This is a genomic window from Ottowia pentelensis (genome assembly GCF_964341695.1).
The window spans coordinates 3,645,940-3,663,807 of record NZ_OZ224513.1 but is presented as its reverse complement, the minus strand read 5'-3'; the positions used below and the strand labels follow the sequence as shown (position 1 = coordinate 3,663,807).

The following is a 17,868-nucleotide window of genomic DNA, read 5'->3' as shown; positions in this document are numbered from 1 at the left end:
GGGCTACTTCAGCTTGCCTCCCGTGAGTGCCCCAGGCCCCTTGCCCCCGGCTTGGCCGGCGCTCTTGCTGCCGTCCGACAACCCCTGAATGGCATGTCCCGCCCGAATTCCAACCCAGGTCAGGCTTGCCAGCCAGAATCCTGGCAGCACCAGGAACATCGTGCCCGCGACGAACATCAAGAGCATGTCGCCGAACGCGTTGTTCAGCCCCACCAGTGGATCGAAGTTGGCGTGTGGCCGGTTCCAGCCGAAGCCCCAGCCATAAAGCGCATCGAGGATGGTGCTGTCGATCCAGCGCGCGAGCTGGAACCAGAAATCGACGAAGAACAGCGCGAACTGCACGACGCTCACGGTAACGACCGTCTTCAAGTCATAGGTGCCCACAACCAGCACCAGCGGGATGCAGATGACCAGCGCCATCTTGAGCAAGCCGAGCACCATGGGCAGCGCTTGGCGCACCACGTCCATGGCGGGAAACGCGGCAATCGCGCCGACAGCCATGCCGACGTCGCCCGTGGCCCGCGTCACGATGTTTGGCAGGGTCTTGTCGATTTGGCCGCCGTAGTCCGTATAGACGTTGCCCTGGTTCAGTTTCTGCTGCCGCGGCGAGGCGATGGTGCGGATTACCGAGTCGTCCACCTCGGCTCGGCTCAGAAAGCCGGCCCAGCCCGCCAGGCGATTCAGCAGGCTTGGGTCTACCTGCCCCAGCAGGCGTGCGCGCAGGCCATTGCTGCCATCGGCCCACCACTGCCTGCAGGACGGATAGCCGCCACCGCTGGCCACCTGCGCAAGCCCGGCATCACGGTTGCTGTCGTAGGGCCAGTCATCGCGTGGTGTGCTGGAGCGATAGCTGTCGTAGTAGCCGCCGGTGTCCGTGAAGAAGCGCGAGCCGATCCAGGTCACGTCGTGCATTTGTGTCTCATCGAGGTCCGGGCGCTGCATGAAGAGCTTGGCGCGTGCCGGTCCGTAGCAGTCCCGCGAGAAATCCGCCACTTCCTGAGCCAATACCGGGTCGTCGATGCGCGTCGCGTCGATCTCCATGCGCATCTGCCGCAAGTCGGTGCCGCAGGGAATCGCCGCCACAGAGGCACCGGTCACTGCTCGCGAGAGTGTGTGCATAAAGGCCCACCAGACGGGCACCTTCGCCGACTGGTTGTTGATAGTGCTGAAGGACTGCGACCAGCCGGTATCGGTGGGCTGCGGCACGCTGACTTGGCATTGGGCCGAGCGCGAGCTGTCGTAGCGGATGGTGTTGAGATCCACGTCGATGAATGGGATGCCGGCGAACATCACCACCACGATGGCGACGAACACCCGGTTCTCAATGCGCGCAGCCGAGAGCACGCCCTTGTTGCCTTCGTCGGCGCCCTCCGCACGGGCCTTCAGCCATTCCTGCACGATGATGGCAATGAAAGGCAGCGCGAATACGCCGCTCGCCACCAGCAGGGCCCAGATGCCGTTATGGACGATCCACGACACCAGCGTCAGGTAGTACTCCAAGTAGTCGGTGGTGAAAAGCGTCATGTCCTCGCCCCTTCAAGCGGCCTGCATCAACAGGCTGGCTTCCAGCGCCACAATGGCGGCGACGCCGGCGATCTCGCTGCGCAGCAGGCGCCGTCGCGCCTGCCTATCAGCCCCGCGTTGGGCCTCACGCGCCAGCAGCCGGCGGCGCATCCAGACCCAGCCGTAGGCTGTCGCGCCGTACAGGCACATCCGCCACACTAGAAAGTAGCCTGCCGTGGCCGCCAGCCACCGCTCCCAGTTGGCAACGCTGCCGACGAGATAAATGCCGACGATGTTGGCGCCCACAGCGGCGGCAACGAGCAACACCGTCCACAGCAGCGCCTTCATCGCGCGCCGGTTGAACAGCCAGCGCGGGCGCAGCCAGCTGGCACGCGACGGGTTCATGGGTTGCCTCCCGGATTGCCCTTCTGGAGCCGGTCGAGGCGGTCGGGAATGGGATCGCCTTCGTAGATGCCACGTGAGCCAGCCGCGCGTGTGCCATGGCGCTGGATGATGGCCATGGGCGAGTTGTTCGCCAGCTCGCGGCGCAGCTCCAGCTCGGTCTTGAGGTTGCGGATTTCCTGGTCGAGCGTGTCGCTCTCGTGGTTCACGGCCTCGACCGCCAACTGGTTCGCCGCGACGTTGGGCTCCTTCTTGCCGGTCAGCAGGGTGCGCTGGAGCAGCAATGCCTTCTCCAGCACCGACGCCAGCGCGACCTCCGAGGCCAGGCGCCGCGCCAGCAGGTCTTGATCCGGCTCGTCGCGCAGCGCCTCGATGACGCCGCGTGTGATGGGCAGCGAGGTACTGCCAGCCGCACGCAGGTTCTCGAAGGTGGTGTTGCGCGTTCCCGAGACCAGTTCCTGCAAGGCTTCCAGCTTTGCCTCGTACTCCTCCTGGATCAGCGGCGTCAGCCCGACGCCGGGCACCGTTTCGGTCTTGGTGCAGGCATCGCAAGTGCGCTGCACCTGTTCGCCGAGAACCCGTGTGGCCCATTCGGTCGCCTGCTGTGGCGAGGTCCAGGTCTGGCAAGACAGACTCGCGCAACTGGCGGCAGCGATGGACGATGTGTCGGTCACGCTGCGGCCGTTGACCAGGTTGTAGCCTGCGCGGGTGACGTCGCCGACCACGCGGATGGCCGACTGGCCTGCGCCGCCCGCATTGCTACCACCCACCCAAGGCACGCCGTCGTTGCCGCGGCGCGTCTCCGCCTGTTCAATTGCCGACACGGCATCCGTGCTCGACACCGCATCGCGCAGTGCCATGCCTTCGGCCATCTGGCTCCAGCCGAGTTGTCCGCCCGCCGTGTCGGCCATCTTCTCGGCCATGGCACGGCAGGTCAGCTTGGAGCGGTCGAAATCCAGGCGCGCCTGCAGCACGCCGTTGGTCAGCAGGTTGTACAGGCCGGGATCGGCGCGCTGGATGATCAGCGCAGGCAGCGATGCCACCGCGCTGGTGGCGCTCTGGATCACGTTGCTCATGATCTGCTGAAAGCCGTTGGTGACGCCGTTGAGCTGGTTGCGCAGCGTGGTCTGGATGCTCATGTCGCCGCAGATCAGGTTGCTGTTCCAGCCCACGCCAACGCCGATCGAGCGCATGCCGGCCGCGCGGCCCATGGACACCGCGCTGCCGCCGCCAATCGAATACATCACTTCGTCGCCGATCACGGAGCCGCCGGTCTGAAATCCGGCCTGCGCCCACGCCAGGCCGCCGCCAAGAACGAGTGCGCCAGCCAGCAGCCCAGCCAATACCGTGGGACGCAGCAGGCGGCACGCCTTGGTGGAGAGGTTTGTCAGTTCAGGACGCTTCATCGCCGTACCCTCATTGGAAATCGACGCTGCCGAGGAATACCTGGCCGCGACGTTCGCAGCACGCATAGGGCCGCCACAGCGCCCAGGCGTAATCGCCCTGCTGCGCCTGGGTCAGGAAGCCGCTGCGCGGGAACACCGTGCAGGACGAGGACAGGACGGGCGTGAGTTCCTGCCACTTGCCCGTCGAGGCATCGCCTTCCATCAGCGCGCCGGCAGGCCAGTAACCGGGCCGCGAGTTGGCGAGCAGCGGCTGATAGACGTGAATCTGCCCACGGCGCGTGACGACATCGCCGGCGCGCTGGGCCACCACGGCGCCGGCCTTGTGGTCGTCGGCCTGGTGCAGGAAGCCGCCGCGTGGATAGACGTTGCCCCACAGGTTCATCGTGGTGCGCGCGCCGACCTCGCGCCTGCCCGGAATTAGTGCCTCCGGGTAGGCCATCTCCGGCACGTTGTAGCGCCAGGCCAGTGTGTCCAGGGTGCTGAGCAGATACGGCATGAACGCCGTGCCCGCGCCCTCGCAGAAGTAGCCCGACGATGAGACGAACTGGTTGAACACCTCGACGCCGGGATGGCCGATGACGTCCGCGTTCTTGAACTTGGCGAGATTGTTTTCGTGGTCTTCGTTGGTGGTGCCGTCCCCGCCGGCCTGCGCGGATGGGTTGGGCGCGCTCATCGCCCGGACTTCGACCCAAGGGTTCTCGCCGGTGTTGCTGTAGCTGGAGACGACCGCATCGGGGATGTAGTGGCGGACCTTGATGGATGTGCGCACCGTGCAGCCCGTCCAGGTGCAGTAGAGCCAGTAGCAGATGCCGACGACGCGGTATTCGAGGCAGTCCGGCGATGCCACTGAGCCAACGATGGTTGCGGTGTTGAGGGCGTAGCTGCCCGTGGCGCTGAGCAGCAGCACTGAGACCACGCCAGCACGCAGGCGGCGCATCCGCTCGAAGGGTCGGGTCATGGCTGCGGCCTCCGGTGTTGCTCGATGCGCGCGACGGCACGGGCCACGTCCGGCTCGCCATAGACCACGTAACGCTGATCCACCACGACCGCCGGGATGCTGGTGACGCCCAGGCTCCATGCGTCGGCGACGCCCTGGTATGCGGAAGCAATGCGGCGCTGGAGGTCGGCACCGCCGTTGTTCAGACGGCGCTTGACGATGGCCGTGGCCTGCTCAGGATCGGCGGGCAGCTGTGCGGAAAGCTCGGCTTCGATGCGCGGGCCTTCATCCAACTCGATCAACCGCTCGCCACCCATGGTCTTGACCGGGTGGCGGCTGTCGGTGACGACCACCACATCGGCGGCGAAGGTGGCTGGGCTGAAAACGGCCAAGGATGCCGGCAGTGCAACGGCCAGGCCAAGGGTTCGCCAGCCGGATGCGAAGCGGAATAAAGATGCTGGCATGTCGCGTGCCCTGGAAGTTGATCAGAGCCATAGTCGAACGCGAACCCGCTGCCGCCCCAACAAACAATGCGCATCGCGGGCACCCCGCATACCTGCTTGTGTCGCCGCGAAGAAAAAGCGGAGGCCGAAGCCTCCGCGCTGATCAACGAAGCAGTGCAACACTTACAGCAGGCCGGACTCCGCAAAGGAGAACGGGGCACCCTGGCCGACGATGATGTGGTCCAGTACCCGCACATCGATGAGCGCCAGCGCGGCCTGCAGTTGCTGGGTCAGCACGCGATCCGCGATCGACGGCTCGGACATGCCCGAGGGGTGCTGATGTGCGTTTTGTGCCCTGTTTTCTTATGTGCCGTGCTTGGAGGCCAGGAGCGCACCTCCTGGGCCTCTGGTCAGAATCGGGGCACATAACAGCAGCCGCAGCGCAACATGACGTCCCCTTCATTTTCTCGGAGAGGTGATTGTCATGTTGGAACGTCATTTCCGGTCGCTCAAGGCGATCGACCGCATCAAGGCCCAGTGGCTGGGGCCGCAGATTGAGCGCTATGCACAGTTTCTGGACGAGTTGCACACGAGCAACTCCACGGTTCGGCAGCATGTTCGCGCTCTCGGGCACTTCAACGACTTCGTGATTGGCCGAGGTGCCACCTGTCTGGACGATCTACCCGACCATGTGGATGCCTTCGTGGAGCACTGGCAGGCCGGGCACGGACGCTGGTGCAAGAGCGCGCAAGATCGGGCCGCCGTCGTTGCACAAAGCCGTGTCCCAGTGGAACGGATGCTCAGCCTGGCCGTGCCTGGCTACACGCGGCCAAGCAACCGGCCGGCCATGCCGTTCTCCACCAGCGTTCCTGGCTTCTTTCCCTTCCTTCTCAAGGAGAAGGGTCTGCGCCAGACCTCGATACACAACTACACCTTCACGTTGCGTCCATTCGATTCATATTTGGCACAAGCAGGTATTTCCCTGGACAAGCTGACTCCAGCCTGCATCACCGAGTTCATCAATGACCGGGCGAAGACGTTGCACAAGTCCGGCATGCTCAATACGGCGGGGGCCTTGCGTGTCTTCCTTCGCTATCTGCACCGTGAAGGCATCATCGCCAACGATCTGGTTCGCAGTGTGCCGCGCGGCCGTGTCTACCGCCAGGCATCCATTCCGCGCGCCATCGGCTGGGCGGACGTCGAGCGATTGCTGGCCAGCATCGACCGCCGCAGCGACCTGGGTAAACGCGACTATGCCATCCTGACGTTGCTGACCAGCTACGGATTGCGTGCCAGGGAGATCGTAGCCTTGTGTCTGGACGATCTGGATTGGGCCCATGGGCAGATCGGCATTCCCATGCGCAAAGGCGGCCATTCGACCCGTTATCCGCTTTCGGCGGCGGTGGGCGAAGCGATCATCGCCTATTTGCATGTCCGAAGAACCGATATAGACGACCGCCGAATCTTTCTCACGGTCCGCTCGCCCTATACCCCGATGAACCACTGGACGGTTTCATCCATGGTGGCTGGCCATCTGCGCAGCATCGGCATTCAGGTAGCACGCGCCGGTTCCCACACCTTGCGTCACTCCTGCGTTCAGCACTTGGTGGAAGCCGACTTGCCATTCAAGGTCATTGGCGACTACGTTGGCCATCGCCATCCTGCATCCACACTGGTCTATGGCAAGGTGGCGGTGCACAAACTGCGAGAGATGGTCATTGGCCACGGGGAGGACGTGCTATGACCGCCCTCTGGAACGGCTTTCACAGCGCCTTGGCTCCTCACATCGAACAGTACCTGCGCGCCAAGCGCGCCATGGGATGCAAGTTCGCCTGCGAGGATCGTCAATTGCGACTGCTCGACCGATTTCTCGATGACCGCGGTGTCGAATGCATCGAGGCGATCGATGGAGAGTGCTTGCAGGCATTTCTGGATTCCCGCCATCGCACCAACCCTCGCAGCTACAACAACCTGCTCGGAGATGTCCGACGGCTGTTCGAGTGGATGGTCGGTCAGCAGGTTCTGGTGGGCTCCCCGTTGACGGCCAGGGCTCAACCTCAGACAGCTCGCCGGCTTCCCTTCCTGTTTTCAGACGACACCATCCGGCGCTTGCTGATCTCGGCCAGAGCGTTGCCAGACAACTCACGCGCTCAACTGCGGGGTGCCAGCTACGAGATGATCCTTGCACTGCTCGCGGGTCTTGGCCTGCGGGTGGGTGAAGTCGCTCGCCTCCAATGGGGTGACGTGGACCTGGTGCGAGAAGTGCTGGAGATCCGCAACACCAAGTTCGGCAAGGATCGGCTGGTGCCCTTTGGCCCCAAGCTGGCGGCCAGGCTGCGTGGCTACCAAGCCCAACGCGAGCAACGAGGCTACGCCTGCGCGGGCGCCCACTACCTGTTTTCCTGGAACGGCAGCACGCCGATCAGCACGAACAGCATCCGCAACACCTTCCGCGATGACTTGCTGCCTCAGCTCGCCCTGGTGACCCCGCCCGGTGTCTTTGGTCCTCACGTTCATTGCCTGCGGCACTCGTTCGCGGTGCGCACCTTGCTGAACTGGTATCGCCAGGGAATAGCACCGACAGACCGACTCCATCACCTGTCCACGTTCCTGGGACACCTCAACCCCAGTAGCACTGCGGTGTATCTCACCATTACCAGCGAGCTTCTCGATGCCGCCAATCAGCGCTTCGAGTCCTTCGTCCCGATGCTCTCCGGTGGAGGCGAATCATGAAACAGCAGGGTCTTCCGTCGGCCATCCATCGCTACTTCTTGGAGTATCTGCCTCGCCACAAGGGCTTGCAGTCCAGCACGATCCGCAGCTATCGGGACAGCCTGCGCCTGTTCCTGATCTTCGTCGCCGATGCCAACCGGATCGGGGTCAGCGAACTGGCGTTCGAGCACTTGGGCTACGCCGCTGTGCAGGACTTCCTGAACAACATGGAGGTTAAACGGGGCAACGCCATCAGCACCCGCAATCAGCGCCTGACCGCCCTGCACATGTTCTACGAGTATCTCGGCCGGACGACCCCCGAGATGTTGCCAGCCAGCGCCAAGGTTGCTGCCATCCCGATGAAGCGCTGTCCACTGCCAGAGATGAAGTTTCTCGCGCGCGATGAGGTCGAGGCGATGTTTGCCCTCATTCCGGCCCACGATCGTCTTTCGCAGCGGGATCGCGCGCTTCTTATGCTGCTGTACAACACCGGCGCGCGCGTCTCGGAGGTTGCACAGCTGAAGGTGGGGCAACTTGATTTGCAGTCGCCTGCCCGCGTCAGATTGCTGGGCAAAGGATCGAAGTGGCGAACTTGCCCCCTCTGGAGCCAGACCGCCAAGGCCTTGCAGAGCATGCTGGATGAACGGCCCGAGCGTTTGCCACCGGATGCTCCGGTGTTCGTCGGAGTGGCTCAAGAGGGGATGACCCGCTTCGGCATCTACAAGCGCATCCGCCACTACGCCAAGCTCTGGGAAGCTTCCGTCACAGCATCGTCACCCACCCACGTGACTCCTCATGTATTTCGGCACACCACGGCGGTCCATCTTCTCGAATCGGGTGTGGAGGTCAACGTCATTCGAGGCTGGTTGGGGCACGTCAACCTGGAGACGACCAATCGTTATGCCGAGATCACCATCCGCATGAAGGCCGAGGCCCTGAAGCTTTGCGAGCCCGTCGCGGTGGCGCCAACGCGCAAATCCGCGTGGCGCGACGATGCTGCCATGCTGGCCTGGCTGTCGTCCTTGTAGCACCAATCACTGGACGGTCTTGTTGGCCGTCCAGCTTCAAGACAATCACCCATCCGCCAAGACCTCTGGTATGCAACGATTCCGCTTGTCTACCGTTTTGTGCCCATCCGCCCGTCGGAAACCGCTCACGTGCGCCGAGATCAATCCTCGATGGCACATAAGAAAACAGGGCACAAAAGGTGCATTTTGTGGCGCGCCACAAAATGCGAAAAGACCACCGCAGCGGCATTCAATTCCAGCACACGCTGTACGACGACACGCGGATAGACCGAAGTCGAGTTGATCGTGCCCCTGAACAACGGCTCGTAGGCCAGCACCTGATGCATGCTGTCAAGGAATACAGCGACGAATATTTCGTTGGGCTCGGCCACCAGCTTCACGTGCAGGTAGTCGCGCACGGCCGTGGGGTCGAGGAGTTTCGGACCCGCTTTGAAAACCCGCTTCTCCAGCAGTGCAATGGCTTGCTGGATGATCCAGTCCTCGTGCTGGGCAGCGATGGCGGAAAGCGACTCCAGGCAGGAGTCATTGACGACGAAAGACATGGCGAACCTCCAAATGGTGAGATCGGAGGGCGCGCGCCCGGGGAGGGCAAGCCCTCCTGGGGAACGAACAAGGTGCATCCATCACCGCGGGAGCGGTGATCGTTCGCGGCCAGGATGCGAGGCGAACGGGTTGCGGTCAGCGCAGCGGACTGCGCCGTAGCCTTGAAGACCGGGGCTACCTGGGCATGTCGCCGACGACGTCGGCAGGCATTTCCGATGTAGGTGTGGCGGCGGGATCGCGGGCCGCGAGCATGTCCATGGCCGACAGCAAGGCATCGCCCTCGATCGGACCCTGCAGCAGGATAGCCTTGCCGGTTTCGCGATCGTGTAGCCGCAGCGACGGCGTGGCGGTCACGCCGCTGTTCGTGGCTTCCGCAGTTTGGGCGCGAATCGCCGCGTCGGGCCGCTCGCTCGCGATGCACTGCTCGATGGGTGGCGTCAGGTCGGGGTAGCGCAGGTCCTCGGGCAAGCCCTGACCGTCGCTGCGCGTGTGGGCATATACCCACTCGACGGCCTGCCAGAAGGCGGCATGACCGCTGGCTTGGCCCGCGCATTCCGCCAGGCGCGCTTCCGCGGACGCGGCCGGCTCATGCGCTGCCAACGGGAGGTGATGCCATTGCAAGGCCACGTCCGCATTGCCGGCCACCCAACGCTTGAGCACTGGGAAATAGGACCGGCAGAACGGGCATTCGAGGTCCGCGTAGAGCGTCAGCGTGAAGCGTCCTTCCGGATTGCCCATCTGCCACGGAGGCCCAGCCACCTGCGTCTCGCTGACTGGCGCTGAAGTCTGAGGCGTGGACTGCCCGGGCCAACGGGACACGAGCCAGATCAGCAGCAGTGCAACCAGCGCTGCGGCCACTGTCCAAGGCCAGCTGGGCCGCCAGTGCCGACGGCGGAACGCCTGCACCTGCATCGGAATGGAAGGACGTTTCTGTTCCATGGCGTTCTCCGGTGTACGGCAGATTCAGGGCAGGTCCAGGGTCGGCGACTCGATGCCACGTGCCCGGTCGATCTTCTCAGCCACCTTGAAGGCGGCATCCAGCTCGCTGACGCCGTGCTGCTGCATGAGTTGGTAGCGTTCTGCCTTCTCCTCGGGCTCGGTTTGCGCGAGCGCGAGGTAGAGACTTGGCGGCACGGCGCGGAACAGCACTTCCATGCTCTTGGAGAGGATGACGCCCTCGGTGAACTTGCCCGCTTCCTTGCGTGCGGAGAGCATCAGCGCCTTCTGCGCCGGCGAGAGTTCGCGGAAGCGCGCGATCTTCTCCACCTCGTCCGGCGGCATCGACAGGCACACCCACCACTCGATCATGTTGAGCATCGGCTCCGCTGCACGTGGCAGGTCGTCGATGTTCTGCGTCGCCAGCCAGAACCAGGCGCCCAACTTGCGCCACATTTTTGTAATTTTCACGACATAGGGCGCGAGCAGCGGGTTCTTGGTGATGATGTGACCTTCGTCGGTCACGTTGACGATCGGCCGTCCCAGGTACTGGTCGCGCTCGGCGATGTTGTTCACCGTGCTGATCAGGCTGATGTAGGCGATGGAGAGCTGCGCGTTGTAGCCCTCGCGGGCATAGGTCGCCAGATCGACCAGCGTGATGTCGGCCTCGGGCCACGGCGTGCCGTCGCGGTCGAACATCTCGCCGTCCGTGCCTTGGCAGAACATGTCCATCGCGTCCGCCATCTCCAGCAGCCGCGCACGGCGCATCTCGGGCAACGTCGGGTCCTGGCCACGGGTGCGCAGTGCATTGCGCACATCGCGCGTGAGCACGGTGCGCTTCTCCGCCACGCAATGTTCGGCGGCGTCGAGGATGCACTGGCGGATCAGCGAGCGGTCGGCCCGCGTCATCCGCGCTTCTTCCTTGTCTTCGCCGCCCGTGATCATCAGCCGTGCCGTGATCTCCAGTTCGCCGAGCACGTCGCGCTGCTCATCCGCCTCCATGGCCGAGGCATCCGGTGGCAGGTCTTCGTCCAGGGCATCGGCATCGAGCGTCTGCACGTCGCTGGGCGTTTCGATCAGCCGGCGTGCGTCGGCGAACGGCGCCAGGCTGATGCCCGATCCGGGGGCCAGCTTGACCCGGTTCACGGTCAGGCCCAGGCGCCGCGCGAAGTCGCTGAACAGGCCGAAGCTGTTGCCGGCTTCCACGATGAAAAGCCGCGGCCGGTAGATGGCCGTCACCTGGTTCAGCAGGTTGTTGAGCGTGGCGGACTTCCCCGAGCCGGTGGGGCCAAATAGAAACAGATGGGCATTCATCTGCCGATCCAACCTGTTCAAGGGGTCGAACGTAATCGGGCCGCCGCCGCGATTGAACATCGTGATGCCGGGATGCCCCGTGCCCTGGGCGCGGCCCCATACTGGCGACAGGTTCGCCGCGTGCTGGGCGAACATCAGTTGCGTGTACCACCGGCGCCGGTCCTTGCCGGGGTTGTAGCAGCACGGCAGCCAGCGCAGGTAGCTGTTGAGCGGCGCCACCTCGTCGTCCTCGCGCACCGGCTGCAGGCCGGCGTTGAGCATCACGTTCGCGAGGTCCAGGCCGCGCCGATCCAGTTCCGCCTCGTCGCGCCCGCGTAGGTAGAACGCCAGAGTGCCCCGGTAGAGCTTGTGCGCGCTGCCGATCAGGGAGCGGGCTTCATGCACGTCCTTGAGCGTCTGCTCCGACGCCAGCGTCTCGCCCACAGCTTTCTTCGCCAGATGGTTGAGGTCCGATTCGAGGACGTCCTGCGGCGTGGCCACCATGGTGAGACACATCAAGGTGTCCTCGGGCATCTGGTCGAACAGCGTGTTGATCGCGTCCCCCTTGCGGGTCTCGCCGGTCAGGTGCCCGGTGCCGGGCGGCATGCGCAGCCGGTCGGTGATCAGCACGCGGTGCGGCATGCCGTCGAAGTACCAGGCCCCTTGCGCCACGTCCGAGCGCGGCTGCCCAAAGAACAGCCGCTGGCTGAAATCCCGCCCGCTCGCCAGCTCGATCTCGCCGGCCTCGCTTTCCTCGGTACTGTCCGGATAGCGCGCCAACGCGTAGAAGCGCTCCCGGTCCTCCACCCCAGGCCCGAGCAGCGTGGGGCGCGGGTTGAACCACCGCAGCAGCCAGTCGTGGACGTCGGCCGCGACCATGCGCCGGGCCTGGATGCCGGCGTTCGCCAGGCCGCCGCACAGGCGGTCGCAGACGATGCCCAGCATCTGCTCGGGTGTCTGGCCGCGGCGGTTTGCCTGTCCCTGTCCGCTCGCGCGGCGGTACACCACCATGCGCACGCGCCGCGTCTGGCCGCGCCAGCGCAGCCGCGTGACCACCGTGTCCTCGAACAGGCCGCCGGGCTTGGCCACAGCGCGCAGGTGGTGGCCGAAGAAGCGCAGGTAGAACTCGGTGAACGCCGAGCCGCGCGCACGTGGCTGCACGTAATCGCGCAAGGTCTGCATGTACTGGTCGAAGCTCGGTTCGTCCTGGGCATAGAGCTGGAGCACCCACGGGTTCTCGTCCAGTTCATCGAAGCTGTCCTGAAGCGCGTTTTCCAGGGCGTCGCGGGCATGCGCGAGCCAGCCGGGTTCCCGGCCTTCGGTGCCCAGCGGCACCAGCTCGTAGAAGGCGGCCACCGATTGGCCGTCCTCCAGGAGCATCGATTTCGACTCGGGCAAGAACTCCACCCAGGGCAGCAGTTCCACGAAGGACGGTGCGACGTCGTACAGCGCCTGCTCGTCGGCCACGGTCGCCGGCTTGCGGCCCTGGACCGCGGCGCCGGGTTCGGGGATGCCGGCTTGCTGCAAGGCCTCGACGTGGCGCTGCCAGCCGTCCGGCTGCTCGTCGGCGGCGGTGTCTTCGGCGCTGACGGCAGCCAGCTTCGGCCATGGAAGTTTCCACCGCATCAGTAGTCCTCCGTCCTCTCGCCAGGCATCGCGTACTGCACGCGCTGGTACAAGGGGAAAACCGTCGTGTAGCCCGGCACGGGAACGGGGTCGGTGCCGGCCAGGTGCGGGTACACGTACATCACGAGATCGGGATTGGGCAGACGCTGGAACTGGCGGTGGACCTCATTGCGCGCGGTGCGCGTGTAGCGCATCTGCTCAACAGGTGCGGCCTGCACGTCGGCGTCGGTCAGGGGCCGACGCAGGCTCTGGCGCGCATCGAGCAGCTGGCGGCCGGCGTTCCGCCCGGCTGCGCCACCGCCACCGCCGTCGCCGGCTTCCTGCTGCCAGATGTCCATCATCGTGCGGTCACCGTGGGTCAGCAGCTTTTCCTTGCTGGTGGCGCAGCCGCCAAGCACCGCGACGGCGAGGGCCAGTGCCAGGCCACGGGCCAGGTTAGTCAAGTTCGAGTGCATGGCTTTCTCCTGCGCGGTGATCGACCTTGCGGCCTTCGGGATCGAAGTCGATGGCGAGCGGCTTTTCGAGGTGGACGGCAACCTTGGCGCCGGGTTGGACATAGACGGCGGCGAAGGCTTGGCCGTAGAGCTTGTTGACCCAGGCCGACATGTCCCGGACACCGCCCGCGAGAATCTGGCCGACCGCTTCCTGGCCGGTGATGCCCACGGTGCCGATGGAGCCGTCCGAGCCGACATAGGACATGCGGCCGCTGTCACTCTCGATGAGCGAGGCCACACCGGCACCGGCCGCGGTGATCAGGGCCTGCGAGCCGAGGTATTGCTGGGCGTTGCTGCGCCGCTCGCCGCTGACGCAAGGAATGCCGTGGGGATCGCTGATCCAGCCCAAGCCCCCACTTTGAGAGTTCTGCTGTTGGTTGTCCTGCTGGTTGCCCTCGCGGTCTTCGGGGATCGTGCGGATCGTGCCGTCGTGGAAGACGAACGTGATGCTGCGCACCTGACCGCGCACGCACGACAGCGTCCAGTCGCCCGAGGCGGTGCCGCTGAACACGGCGCCGGCCACGTCGGGAATGTCGATGCCATTGGCGGTCAGGTTGTCCGGCCCGACCAGAACTTTGAACGGATAGGGATCGTTGACCGTGCCGTCGATCGGCACGCGGCCGATCAGCGCGGTCATGGCGACCGAACCCATGAGCGTGGAGTTGGTCGGCACGGTATAGACCGGCTTGGCACTCTTGACCCCGGCGGCGCGGGCGCCCGCGTTGGCCACGGTTTCCGCGGTGGTTTCGAGCGTGCTCTGCGCCGGGCCGAAGCTCGTGGGGAAGCTCATGCCGCCGCTCGCGCCACGCCCCCCGTTGCGCCCCTCGGCGGGCTTTGCGTCGTCCGGCTCGACCCACCGCACGCCGCCCTCCATGCCTGCCTCGTCGCCGCCCTGCAGCCCCAGGCCCACGGGCAGGTCCGCATGGCCGCCGCCGCGCCCGCCGATGCTGTCCAGACGCCGCTGCAGGTCGGCGAGCAGCCCTTCGGTTTGCTGGCGCGCGCTGGCCGCCTGCTCTTGGTCGCGGCGCAGGTTGGACCGCTCGGATTCGAGCGCCGAGTTGATGCGCTGGTCGATGGAGTTCTCGCGCTGGCGCAGTCGCTGGTTCTCTTCACGCTGCGACTTGTTGTCCGAGAGCGCGGTCTGAAGTTCGGTGCGCAACTGCTTGACCTGCGCAACCAGCGTTGCCACGGTGTCGCGCGGGGTATCGCCCTCGATGCCCAGCGCCTTCATTTCATCGGGCGTGAGCTGGGCGCCGTTGTCCGCCGCGGGTGGCGCCGTGCTGCCTCCACCCGAGAACAGCCGGATACCGACGAACAGCACCAGGATGGCGACAGGGATCATCAGCCACTTGAGTAGGCCGTTACTGCGCATGGCGGGCCTCCTTGGCGTTCTCGTCGCCGTCCGGCTGCGGCAGATGCACGGCAGGGTCGAAGCGGTGAATCGCCGGCAGCAGCGACTGCGCGAGGCCGCGGCCGCGCGTGACCAGGTACAGGACGGTCGTGTCCTCGGGCGTGCCGCGCGGGCCCAGCGCCTCGTGCTGGAAGGTGGCGGTGAGGAAATCGCCTTGCAGCACGCGCGGGTCGAGCGTGATCCAGCCGCCGCTGCCGTTGGTCAGGCGCACGGCAGTGACCCACTGGTCCTCCAGCCGCCACGACGCGAGCGCGACCGCGCGCACGGGCAGCGTTGGCATCAGTGTGTCCAGGTCGAGGTCGCGGGGCAGGTTGACCCGCATGACGCCCGGCAGCGGCTCCACGGTGCGCAACGGCGCGTAGAGGTGCTGCGCGGCGAAGCGCGTCAGGACGACAGGGACCGGGGTTTCGCGCCGCGCGGTCCGCGCACCTGCCTGGCCCTGGGCGCGTGCCGGGGCCTCGGCACTGTCGGCCTGCTCGCCATAGCGTCCCGGTGCGCTGTCACCCTCGACGATGCGCACCGGCTCCAGCTCGGCTTCCCCGTCCTTGGGTGGTTCGGCTGCGATGTCCAGCAGGATCAGCGCGCCCGTGTCGGCGTCCTGCAGTTGCAACCGCGTGGGCTCGATCGGCTCGCTGGCGCGCAGGTACACCGCGCCGCCCGCACTCTGCACGCGCAGGCGTTCGCCCACGCCCGCGGGCACGCCCACGCGCACGTTCCGGTCAATGAACACGATGCGTTCCTGACCGACCTTCAGCGGCACTGCCAGTGGCATGCGTTCCCAGCGCAGGATCTCCACTGCATGGGCGATGGGTGCCGCGGCCACGGCCAGTAGCCCCAGCAGCGCGAATACAGGATGCTTCATGGGGTGTTTCCTCCTTGAGGCGCTTGCGGAGACAGGCCACTCGGCGCCGGGCGCGTCGGCTCCGGTGCACTGATGCGCTGGGGCGCGCCGTCGTAGCAGTCCAGCGCCAGGCCGAACGGGTTGCGGGCGGGATCGACGTCCACCCGCGTGACCTTGATCGGATAGCGCACCAGGGCGCGCTTGACCTGCTCGGCGCCGTAGTACTCGTCCGCCGTGATGTCCAGCGTCACCACCCAGTCGCGATCGGACACGGTGCGCACGCGCGCCGTGGGGTCGTCGCCATAGCCGCGGCCGGGAATCTCGTAGATGCCGCGCACGCGCTGACGCAGCTCGCCCGTGGAGCGGCGGTAGTCATAGTCCGCCCGCAGGAAGGCCTGGCAGGACGGGGTGAGGTACGGCGAGAGCGTGTGGAGGTTGCGCGAGTAGTCTTCTTCGCCATTGGTTGGCCAGCGGTTGAGGGTCTGGAACACGTAGAACGTGAACGCATAGACCGATTCGGGCGGCACTTCCCACCACTTGCGGGTACTGCCGGAGCGCAGGTCGGGCGGGACGTGGATGGTCAGGTCGCGCGGCGCGCTCCACCAGCCGCCGCCCATGACCAGGGCGACGACGACCAGCGCGCCCGCGCCCAGGCGCAAGGTCTTGATGTGCGCCTGCAGATGGGTAATCTCGTTTTTGAAGCGGCTCATCGCATGCTCCTGCGGGTGGACCAGAAGCCCGAGCGCGAGATCAGCACATGGCCACCGACCCAGCCTGCCATCAGCGGATGGCGCGTGGCGATGCGCCATTGCAGTTGCCGATACAGCCAGGTGTCGGGACGCCCACGCTTGAGGCGGCGCAGGATGCCGCCGCCGATGAAGACGCCGAGCGCCACGCCCAGGACGACGAACGTCGGCGCCAGCGCGATCGTGCGGAACACCCAGGACAGCGGCGCGCCGACCAGCAGGCCGGCGGCGCCGGACAGGCCGCAGCAAATCCAGAGTTCGTCAGCGGTGAGGCCGCGCACCACAACGGGATGGCGGTTGAGCCGGTGCGGAAGGAAGGTGACCGTTCCGTCCGCACGGACGTGCTGCTGCTCGGACATACCGGCCTCGCTTACAGGATGCCGGTGGCTTCGGTGAGCAGCCAGATGCCGATCACGAGCAGCACGGCGCCGATGGCGACCGTGAGGCCGAACTGGCCCCACGTCTTGCGGCCGGTGTGGATCTCCGCGTAGGTCCCGTAGGCGTGGTAGCAGACGCCGATGAACATCGACGCCACCACCAGCAGGGCCACGAGCATGATGATGTCGTAGCCGTAGTTGCGGATGGTCTCCATGATGCCGTTGCCGGTGCCGCGCGTGGGGTTCTCCAATTGCGGCAGACCTTGCGCGAACGACAGCGCGGGCAGCGCGGCGGCGCCCAGGGCCACGGCGGCGCGCTGGGCAAAACGGGAAGTGAGGTTGCGGTTGTGCATGGTCGGGCCTTTCAGGTCAGGACAGAAGGAAGAAACTCAGGACGAGGTACATCGCGACGAAGCGAATGCAGACGCCGAGGAACTGGCGCTGGTTGAGGCGGCTCTCGGACCACCCCACGTAGGCCGTTCGGATGGCCCAGACGCCCCACACGAGCAGGACCGCGAGCACGACGCCGACCAGGACGGTCGCCATCGCGGAAGGCGCGATACCGCTGTTGGCTTGAAATGCCGAGACCTGGGCGCCGTTCATTGCTTGCCCCCCGCAGTCGTCGCCGGCAGCGGCTCGGCCGCCCGCTCGGTGCGGTAGTCGCCGGCCAGTTCGGAGGGGTCGCGCGGCTGAGCGCGCGATGGCGTCAGGTGAAACTGGATGCCGGCGCGAACGCGCGCCAGGTCAGCCAGCAGCCGCGGGTAGTCGAAGTGGTAGCGCTCGCCCGGCTGGATGGGGGCATGCGCGGCGCTGTCCGCGACGGTGCGCTCCAGCGCGTCGAGCTGGCGCAGTGCGGCGACCAGCTCCTGGCGCTGTGCCGGGGACTCGGCCAAGGCCATCTGGGACTGACCCAGCAGGAGGGCCGTCACGAGAAAAGTGGGCACGCCGCGATGCGCGGCGCGCAGCCAGATCGAAGCCACCATCGCGCCATTCCTGTGTGATCAGCAATGGGGTGATCGTGGAGATCAGGGCTGTTTTAGGCCGCAAACAATAGGAACTGGCGGACGACCGGATTGGGCATACCGCGAGCGAACCTACAAAAGCCCGGGTTTAGTTTCGATTATTGCGTTTTTCGAGTGTTTCGAATATGATCGGCTCTGCAACCGTTTT

At 65.7% G+C, this 17,868-nt stretch carries 18 protein-coding genes and 2 pseudogenes; 3 read left to right on the top strand and 17 right to left on the bottom strand.

The window, feature by feature from the left end:
* Positions 1–3 precede the first annotated feature (3 nt).
* The 6 genes and pseudogenes from ACWHMB_RS17740 to ACWHMB_RS17715 form a co-directional block, all read right to left on the bottom strand.
* On the bottom strand, positions 4–1,524 hold the full coding sequence (locus tag ACWHMB_RS17740; RefSeq protein ID WP_293596259.1) for a conjugal transfer protein TraG N-terminal domain-containing protein: 1,521 nt from the start codon (positions 1,522–1,524) through the stop codon (positions 4–6).
* Positions 1,525–1,536: 12 nt separating this feature from the next.
* On the bottom strand, positions 1,537–1,908 hold the full coding sequence (locus ACWHMB_RS17735) for a hypothetical protein (protein WP_014596088.1): 372 nt from the start codon (positions 1,906–1,908) through the stop codon (positions 1,537–1,539).
* On the bottom strand, positions 1,905–3,311 hold the full coding sequence (locus tag ACWHMB_RS17730) for an integrating conjugative element protein (RefSeq protein WP_008266424.1): 1,407 nt from the start codon (positions 3,309–3,311) through the stop codon (positions 1,905–1,907). The genes ACWHMB_RS17735 and ACWHMB_RS17730 overlap by 4 nt, the downstream gene beginning before the upstream one ends.
* A 10-nt stretch (positions 3,312–3,321) precedes the next feature.
* A complete protein-coding gene (locus tag ACWHMB_RS17725) occupies positions 3,322–4,269 on the bottom strand; it encodes a TIGR03756 family integrating conjugative element protein (RefSeq protein WP_012205991.1) in 948 nt (315 codons plus the stop codon).
* A complete protein-coding gene (locus tag ACWHMB_RS17720) occupies positions 4,266–4,712 on the bottom strand; it encodes a TIGR03757 family integrating conjugative element protein (protein WP_008266034.1) in 447 nt (148 codons plus the stop codon). Before ACWHMB_RS17720 ends, ACWHMB_RS17725 begins: the two co-directional genes overlap by 4 nt.
* 162 nt (positions 4,713–4,874) lie before the next feature.
* Positions 4,875–5,036 (bottom strand): annotated as a pseudogene (locus ACWHMB_RS17715) (JAB domain-containing protein); the annotation flags it as partial.
* Between the two features lie 139 nt (positions 5,037–5,175).
* Here ACWHMB_RS17715 and ACWHMB_RS17710 point away from each other — a divergent pair.
* The 3 genes from ACWHMB_RS17710 to ACWHMB_RS17700 are packed head-to-tail and all read left to right on the top strand — an operon-like array spanning position 5,176 to position 8,431.
* Entirely contained in the window at positions 5,176–6,435 is a 1,260-nt protein-coding gene (locus ACWHMB_RS17710) for a tyrosine-type recombinase/integrase (protein ID WP_012248433.1), read from the top strand.
* Positions 6,432–7,424, top strand: coding sequence for a tyrosine-type recombinase/integrase (locus ACWHMB_RS17705; protein WP_175202443.1), 993 nt, complete (start codon positions 6,432–6,434; stop codon positions 7,422–7,424). The genes ACWHMB_RS17710 and ACWHMB_RS17705 overlap by 4 nt, the downstream gene beginning before the upstream one ends.
* The gene (locus ACWHMB_RS17700) at positions 7,421–8,431 is read left to right on the top strand and encodes a tyrosine-type recombinase/integrase (protein WP_012248435.1); all 1,011 of its coding nucleotides are present in this window, start codon (positions 7,421–7,423) and stop codon (positions 8,429–8,431) included. Before ACWHMB_RS17705 ends, ACWHMB_RS17700 begins: the two co-directional genes overlap by 4 nt.
* Positions 8,432–8,634: 203 nt before the next feature.
* On the opposite strand, the pseudogene ACWHMB_RS17695 reads toward ACWHMB_RS17700, so the two are convergent.
* The 11 genes and pseudogenes from ACWHMB_RS17695 to ACWHMB_RS17645 all read right to left on the bottom strand — a co-directional run.
* A pseudogene (locus tag ACWHMB_RS17695) lies at positions 8,635–8,973 on the bottom strand (JAB domain-containing protein); the annotation flags it as partial.
* Between the two features lie 175 nt (positions 8,974–9,148).
* Complete coding sequence (locus ACWHMB_RS17690; protein ID WP_023098544.1) at positions 9,149–9,913, bottom strand: DsbA family protein; 765 nt, start codon at positions 9,911–9,913, stop codon at positions 9,149–9,151.
* A 24-nt stretch (positions 9,914–9,937) separates the two neighbouring features.
* Positions 9,938–12,829 carry a conjugative transfer ATPase gene (locus ACWHMB_RS17685; RefSeq protein WP_058133676.1) on the bottom strand — a complete coding sequence of 964 codons (2,892 nt, stop codon included), beginning with the start codon at positions 12,827–12,829 and terminating at the stop codon, positions 9,938–9,940.
* Positions 12,829–13,284, bottom strand: coding sequence for a TIGR03751 family conjugal transfer lipoprotein (locus ACWHMB_RS17680; RefSeq protein WP_003090198.1), 456 nt, complete (start codon positions 13,282–13,284; stop codon positions 12,829–12,831). The genes ACWHMB_RS17685 and ACWHMB_RS17680 overlap by 1 nt, the downstream gene beginning before the upstream one ends.
* Positions 13,265–14,695, bottom strand: coding sequence for a TIGR03752 family integrating conjugative element protein (locus tag ACWHMB_RS17675; protein ID WP_377483502.1), 1,431 nt, complete (start codon positions 14,693–14,695; stop codon positions 13,265–13,267). The genes ACWHMB_RS17680 and ACWHMB_RS17675 overlap by 20 nt, the downstream gene beginning before the upstream one ends.
* A complete protein-coding gene (locus tag ACWHMB_RS17670) occupies positions 14,685–15,596 on the bottom strand; it encodes a TIGR03749 family integrating conjugative element protein (RefSeq protein WP_049271523.1) in 912 nt (303 codons plus the stop codon). The genes ACWHMB_RS17675 and ACWHMB_RS17670 overlap by 11 nt, the downstream gene beginning before the upstream one ends.
* Complete coding sequence (locus tag ACWHMB_RS17665; RefSeq protein ID WP_003090182.1) at positions 15,593–16,285, bottom strand: PFL_4703 family integrating conjugative element protein; 693 nt, start codon at positions 16,283–16,285, stop codon at positions 15,593–15,595. Before ACWHMB_RS17665 ends, ACWHMB_RS17670 begins: the two co-directional genes overlap by 4 nt.
* A complete protein-coding gene (locus ACWHMB_RS17660) occupies positions 16,282–16,680 on the bottom strand; it encodes a TIGR03750 family conjugal transfer protein (RefSeq protein ID WP_003050133.1) in 399 nt (132 codons plus the stop codon). The genes ACWHMB_RS17665 and ACWHMB_RS17660 overlap by 4 nt, the downstream gene beginning before the upstream one ends.
* Before the next feature lie 11 nt (positions 16,681–16,691).
* On the bottom strand, positions 16,692–17,051 hold the full coding sequence (locus tag ACWHMB_RS17655; protein WP_003090173.1) for a TIGR03745 family integrating conjugative element membrane protein: 360 nt from the start codon (positions 17,049–17,051) through the stop codon (positions 16,692–16,694).
* Between the two features lie 16 nt (positions 17,052–17,067).
* Entirely contained in the window at positions 17,068–17,301 is a 234-nt protein-coding gene (locus tag ACWHMB_RS17650) for a TIGR03758 family integrating conjugative element protein (RefSeq protein ID WP_003090170.1), read from the bottom strand.
* Positions 17,298–17,681, bottom strand: a complete 384-nt coding sequence (locus tag ACWHMB_RS17645; protein ID WP_003090167.1) for an integrative conjugative element protein, RAQPRD family — start codon at positions 17,679–17,681, stop codon at positions 17,298–17,300. Before ACWHMB_RS17645 ends, ACWHMB_RS17650 begins: the two co-directional genes overlap by 4 nt.
* Between the last annotated feature and the right edge of the window lie 187 nt (positions 17,682–17,868).

What these genes read in the sequence shown, in the direction of transcription:
- ACWHMB_RS17740 (WP_293596259.1), bottom strand. Translation starts at nt 1,524, where the DNA reads ATGACGCTTTTCACCACCGACTACTTGGAGTACTACCTGACGCTGGTG.
- ACWHMB_RS17735 (WP_014596088.1), bottom strand. Translation starts at nt 1,908, where the DNA reads ATGAACCCGTCGCGTGCCAGCTGGCTGCGCCCGCGCTGGCTGTTCAAC.
- ACWHMB_RS17730 (WP_008266424.1), bottom strand. Translation starts at nt 3,311, where the DNA reads ATGAAGCGTCCTGAACTGACAAACCTCTCCACCAAGGCGTGCCGCCTG.
- ACWHMB_RS17725 (WP_012205991.1), bottom strand. Translation starts at nt 4,269, where the DNA reads ATGACCCGACCCTTCGAGCGGATGCGCCGCCTGCGTGCTGGCGTGGTC.
- ACWHMB_RS17720 (WP_008266034.1), bottom strand. Translation starts at nt 4,712, where the DNA reads ATGCCAGCATCTTTATTCCGCTTCGCATCCGGCTGGCGAACCCTTGGC.
- ACWHMB_RS17710 (WP_012248433.1), top strand. Translation starts at nt 5,176, where the DNA reads ATGTTGGAACGTCATTTCCGGTCGCTCAAGGCGATCGACCGCATCAAG.
- ACWHMB_RS17705 (WP_175202443.1), top strand. Translation starts at nt 6,432, where the DNA reads ATGACCGCCCTCTGGAACGGCTTTCACAGCGCCTTGGCTCCTCACATC.
- ACWHMB_RS17700 (WP_012248435.1), top strand. Translation starts at nt 7,421, where the DNA reads ATGAAACAGCAGGGTCTTCCGTCGGCCATCCATCGCTACTTCTTGGAG.
- ACWHMB_RS17690 (WP_023098544.1), bottom strand. Translation starts at nt 9,913, where the DNA reads ATGGAACAGAAACGTCCTTCCATTCCGATGCAGGTGCAGGCGTTCCGC.
- ACWHMB_RS17685 (WP_058133676.1), bottom strand. Translation starts at nt 12,829, where the DNA reads ATGCGGTGGAAACTTCCATGGCCGAAGCTGGCTGCCGTCAGCGCCGAA.
- ACWHMB_RS17680 (WP_003090198.1), bottom strand. Translation starts at nt 13,284, where the DNA reads ATGCACTCGAACTTGACTAACCTGGCCCGTGGCCTGGCACTGGCCCTC.
- ACWHMB_RS17675 (WP_377483502.1), bottom strand. Translation starts at nt 14,695, where the DNA reads ATGCGCAGTAACGGCCTACTCAAGTGGCTGATGATCCCTGTCGCCATC.
- ACWHMB_RS17670 (WP_049271523.1), bottom strand. Translation starts at nt 15,596, where the DNA reads ATGAAGCATCCTGTATTCGCGCTGCTGGGGCTACTGGCCGTGGCCGCG.
- ACWHMB_RS17665 (WP_003090182.1), bottom strand. Translation starts at nt 16,285, where the DNA reads ATGAGCCGCTTCAAAAACGAGATTACCCATCTGCAGGCGCACATCAAG.
- ACWHMB_RS17660 (WP_003050133.1), bottom strand. Translation starts at nt 16,680, where the DNA reads ATGTCCGAGCAGCAGCACGTCCGTGCGGACGGAACGGTCACCTTCCTT.
- ACWHMB_RS17655 (WP_003090173.1), bottom strand. Translation starts at nt 17,051, where the DNA reads ATGCACAACCGCAACCTCACTTCCCGTTTTGCCCAGCGCGCCGCCGTG.
- ACWHMB_RS17650 (WP_003090170.1), bottom strand. Translation starts at nt 17,301, where the DNA reads ATGAACGGCGCCCAGGTCTCGGCATTTCAAGCCAACAGCGGTATCGCG.
- ACWHMB_RS17645 (WP_003090167.1), bottom strand. Translation starts at nt 17,681, where the DNA reads ATGGTGGCTTCGATCTGGCTGCGCGCCGCGCATCGCGGCGTGCCCACT.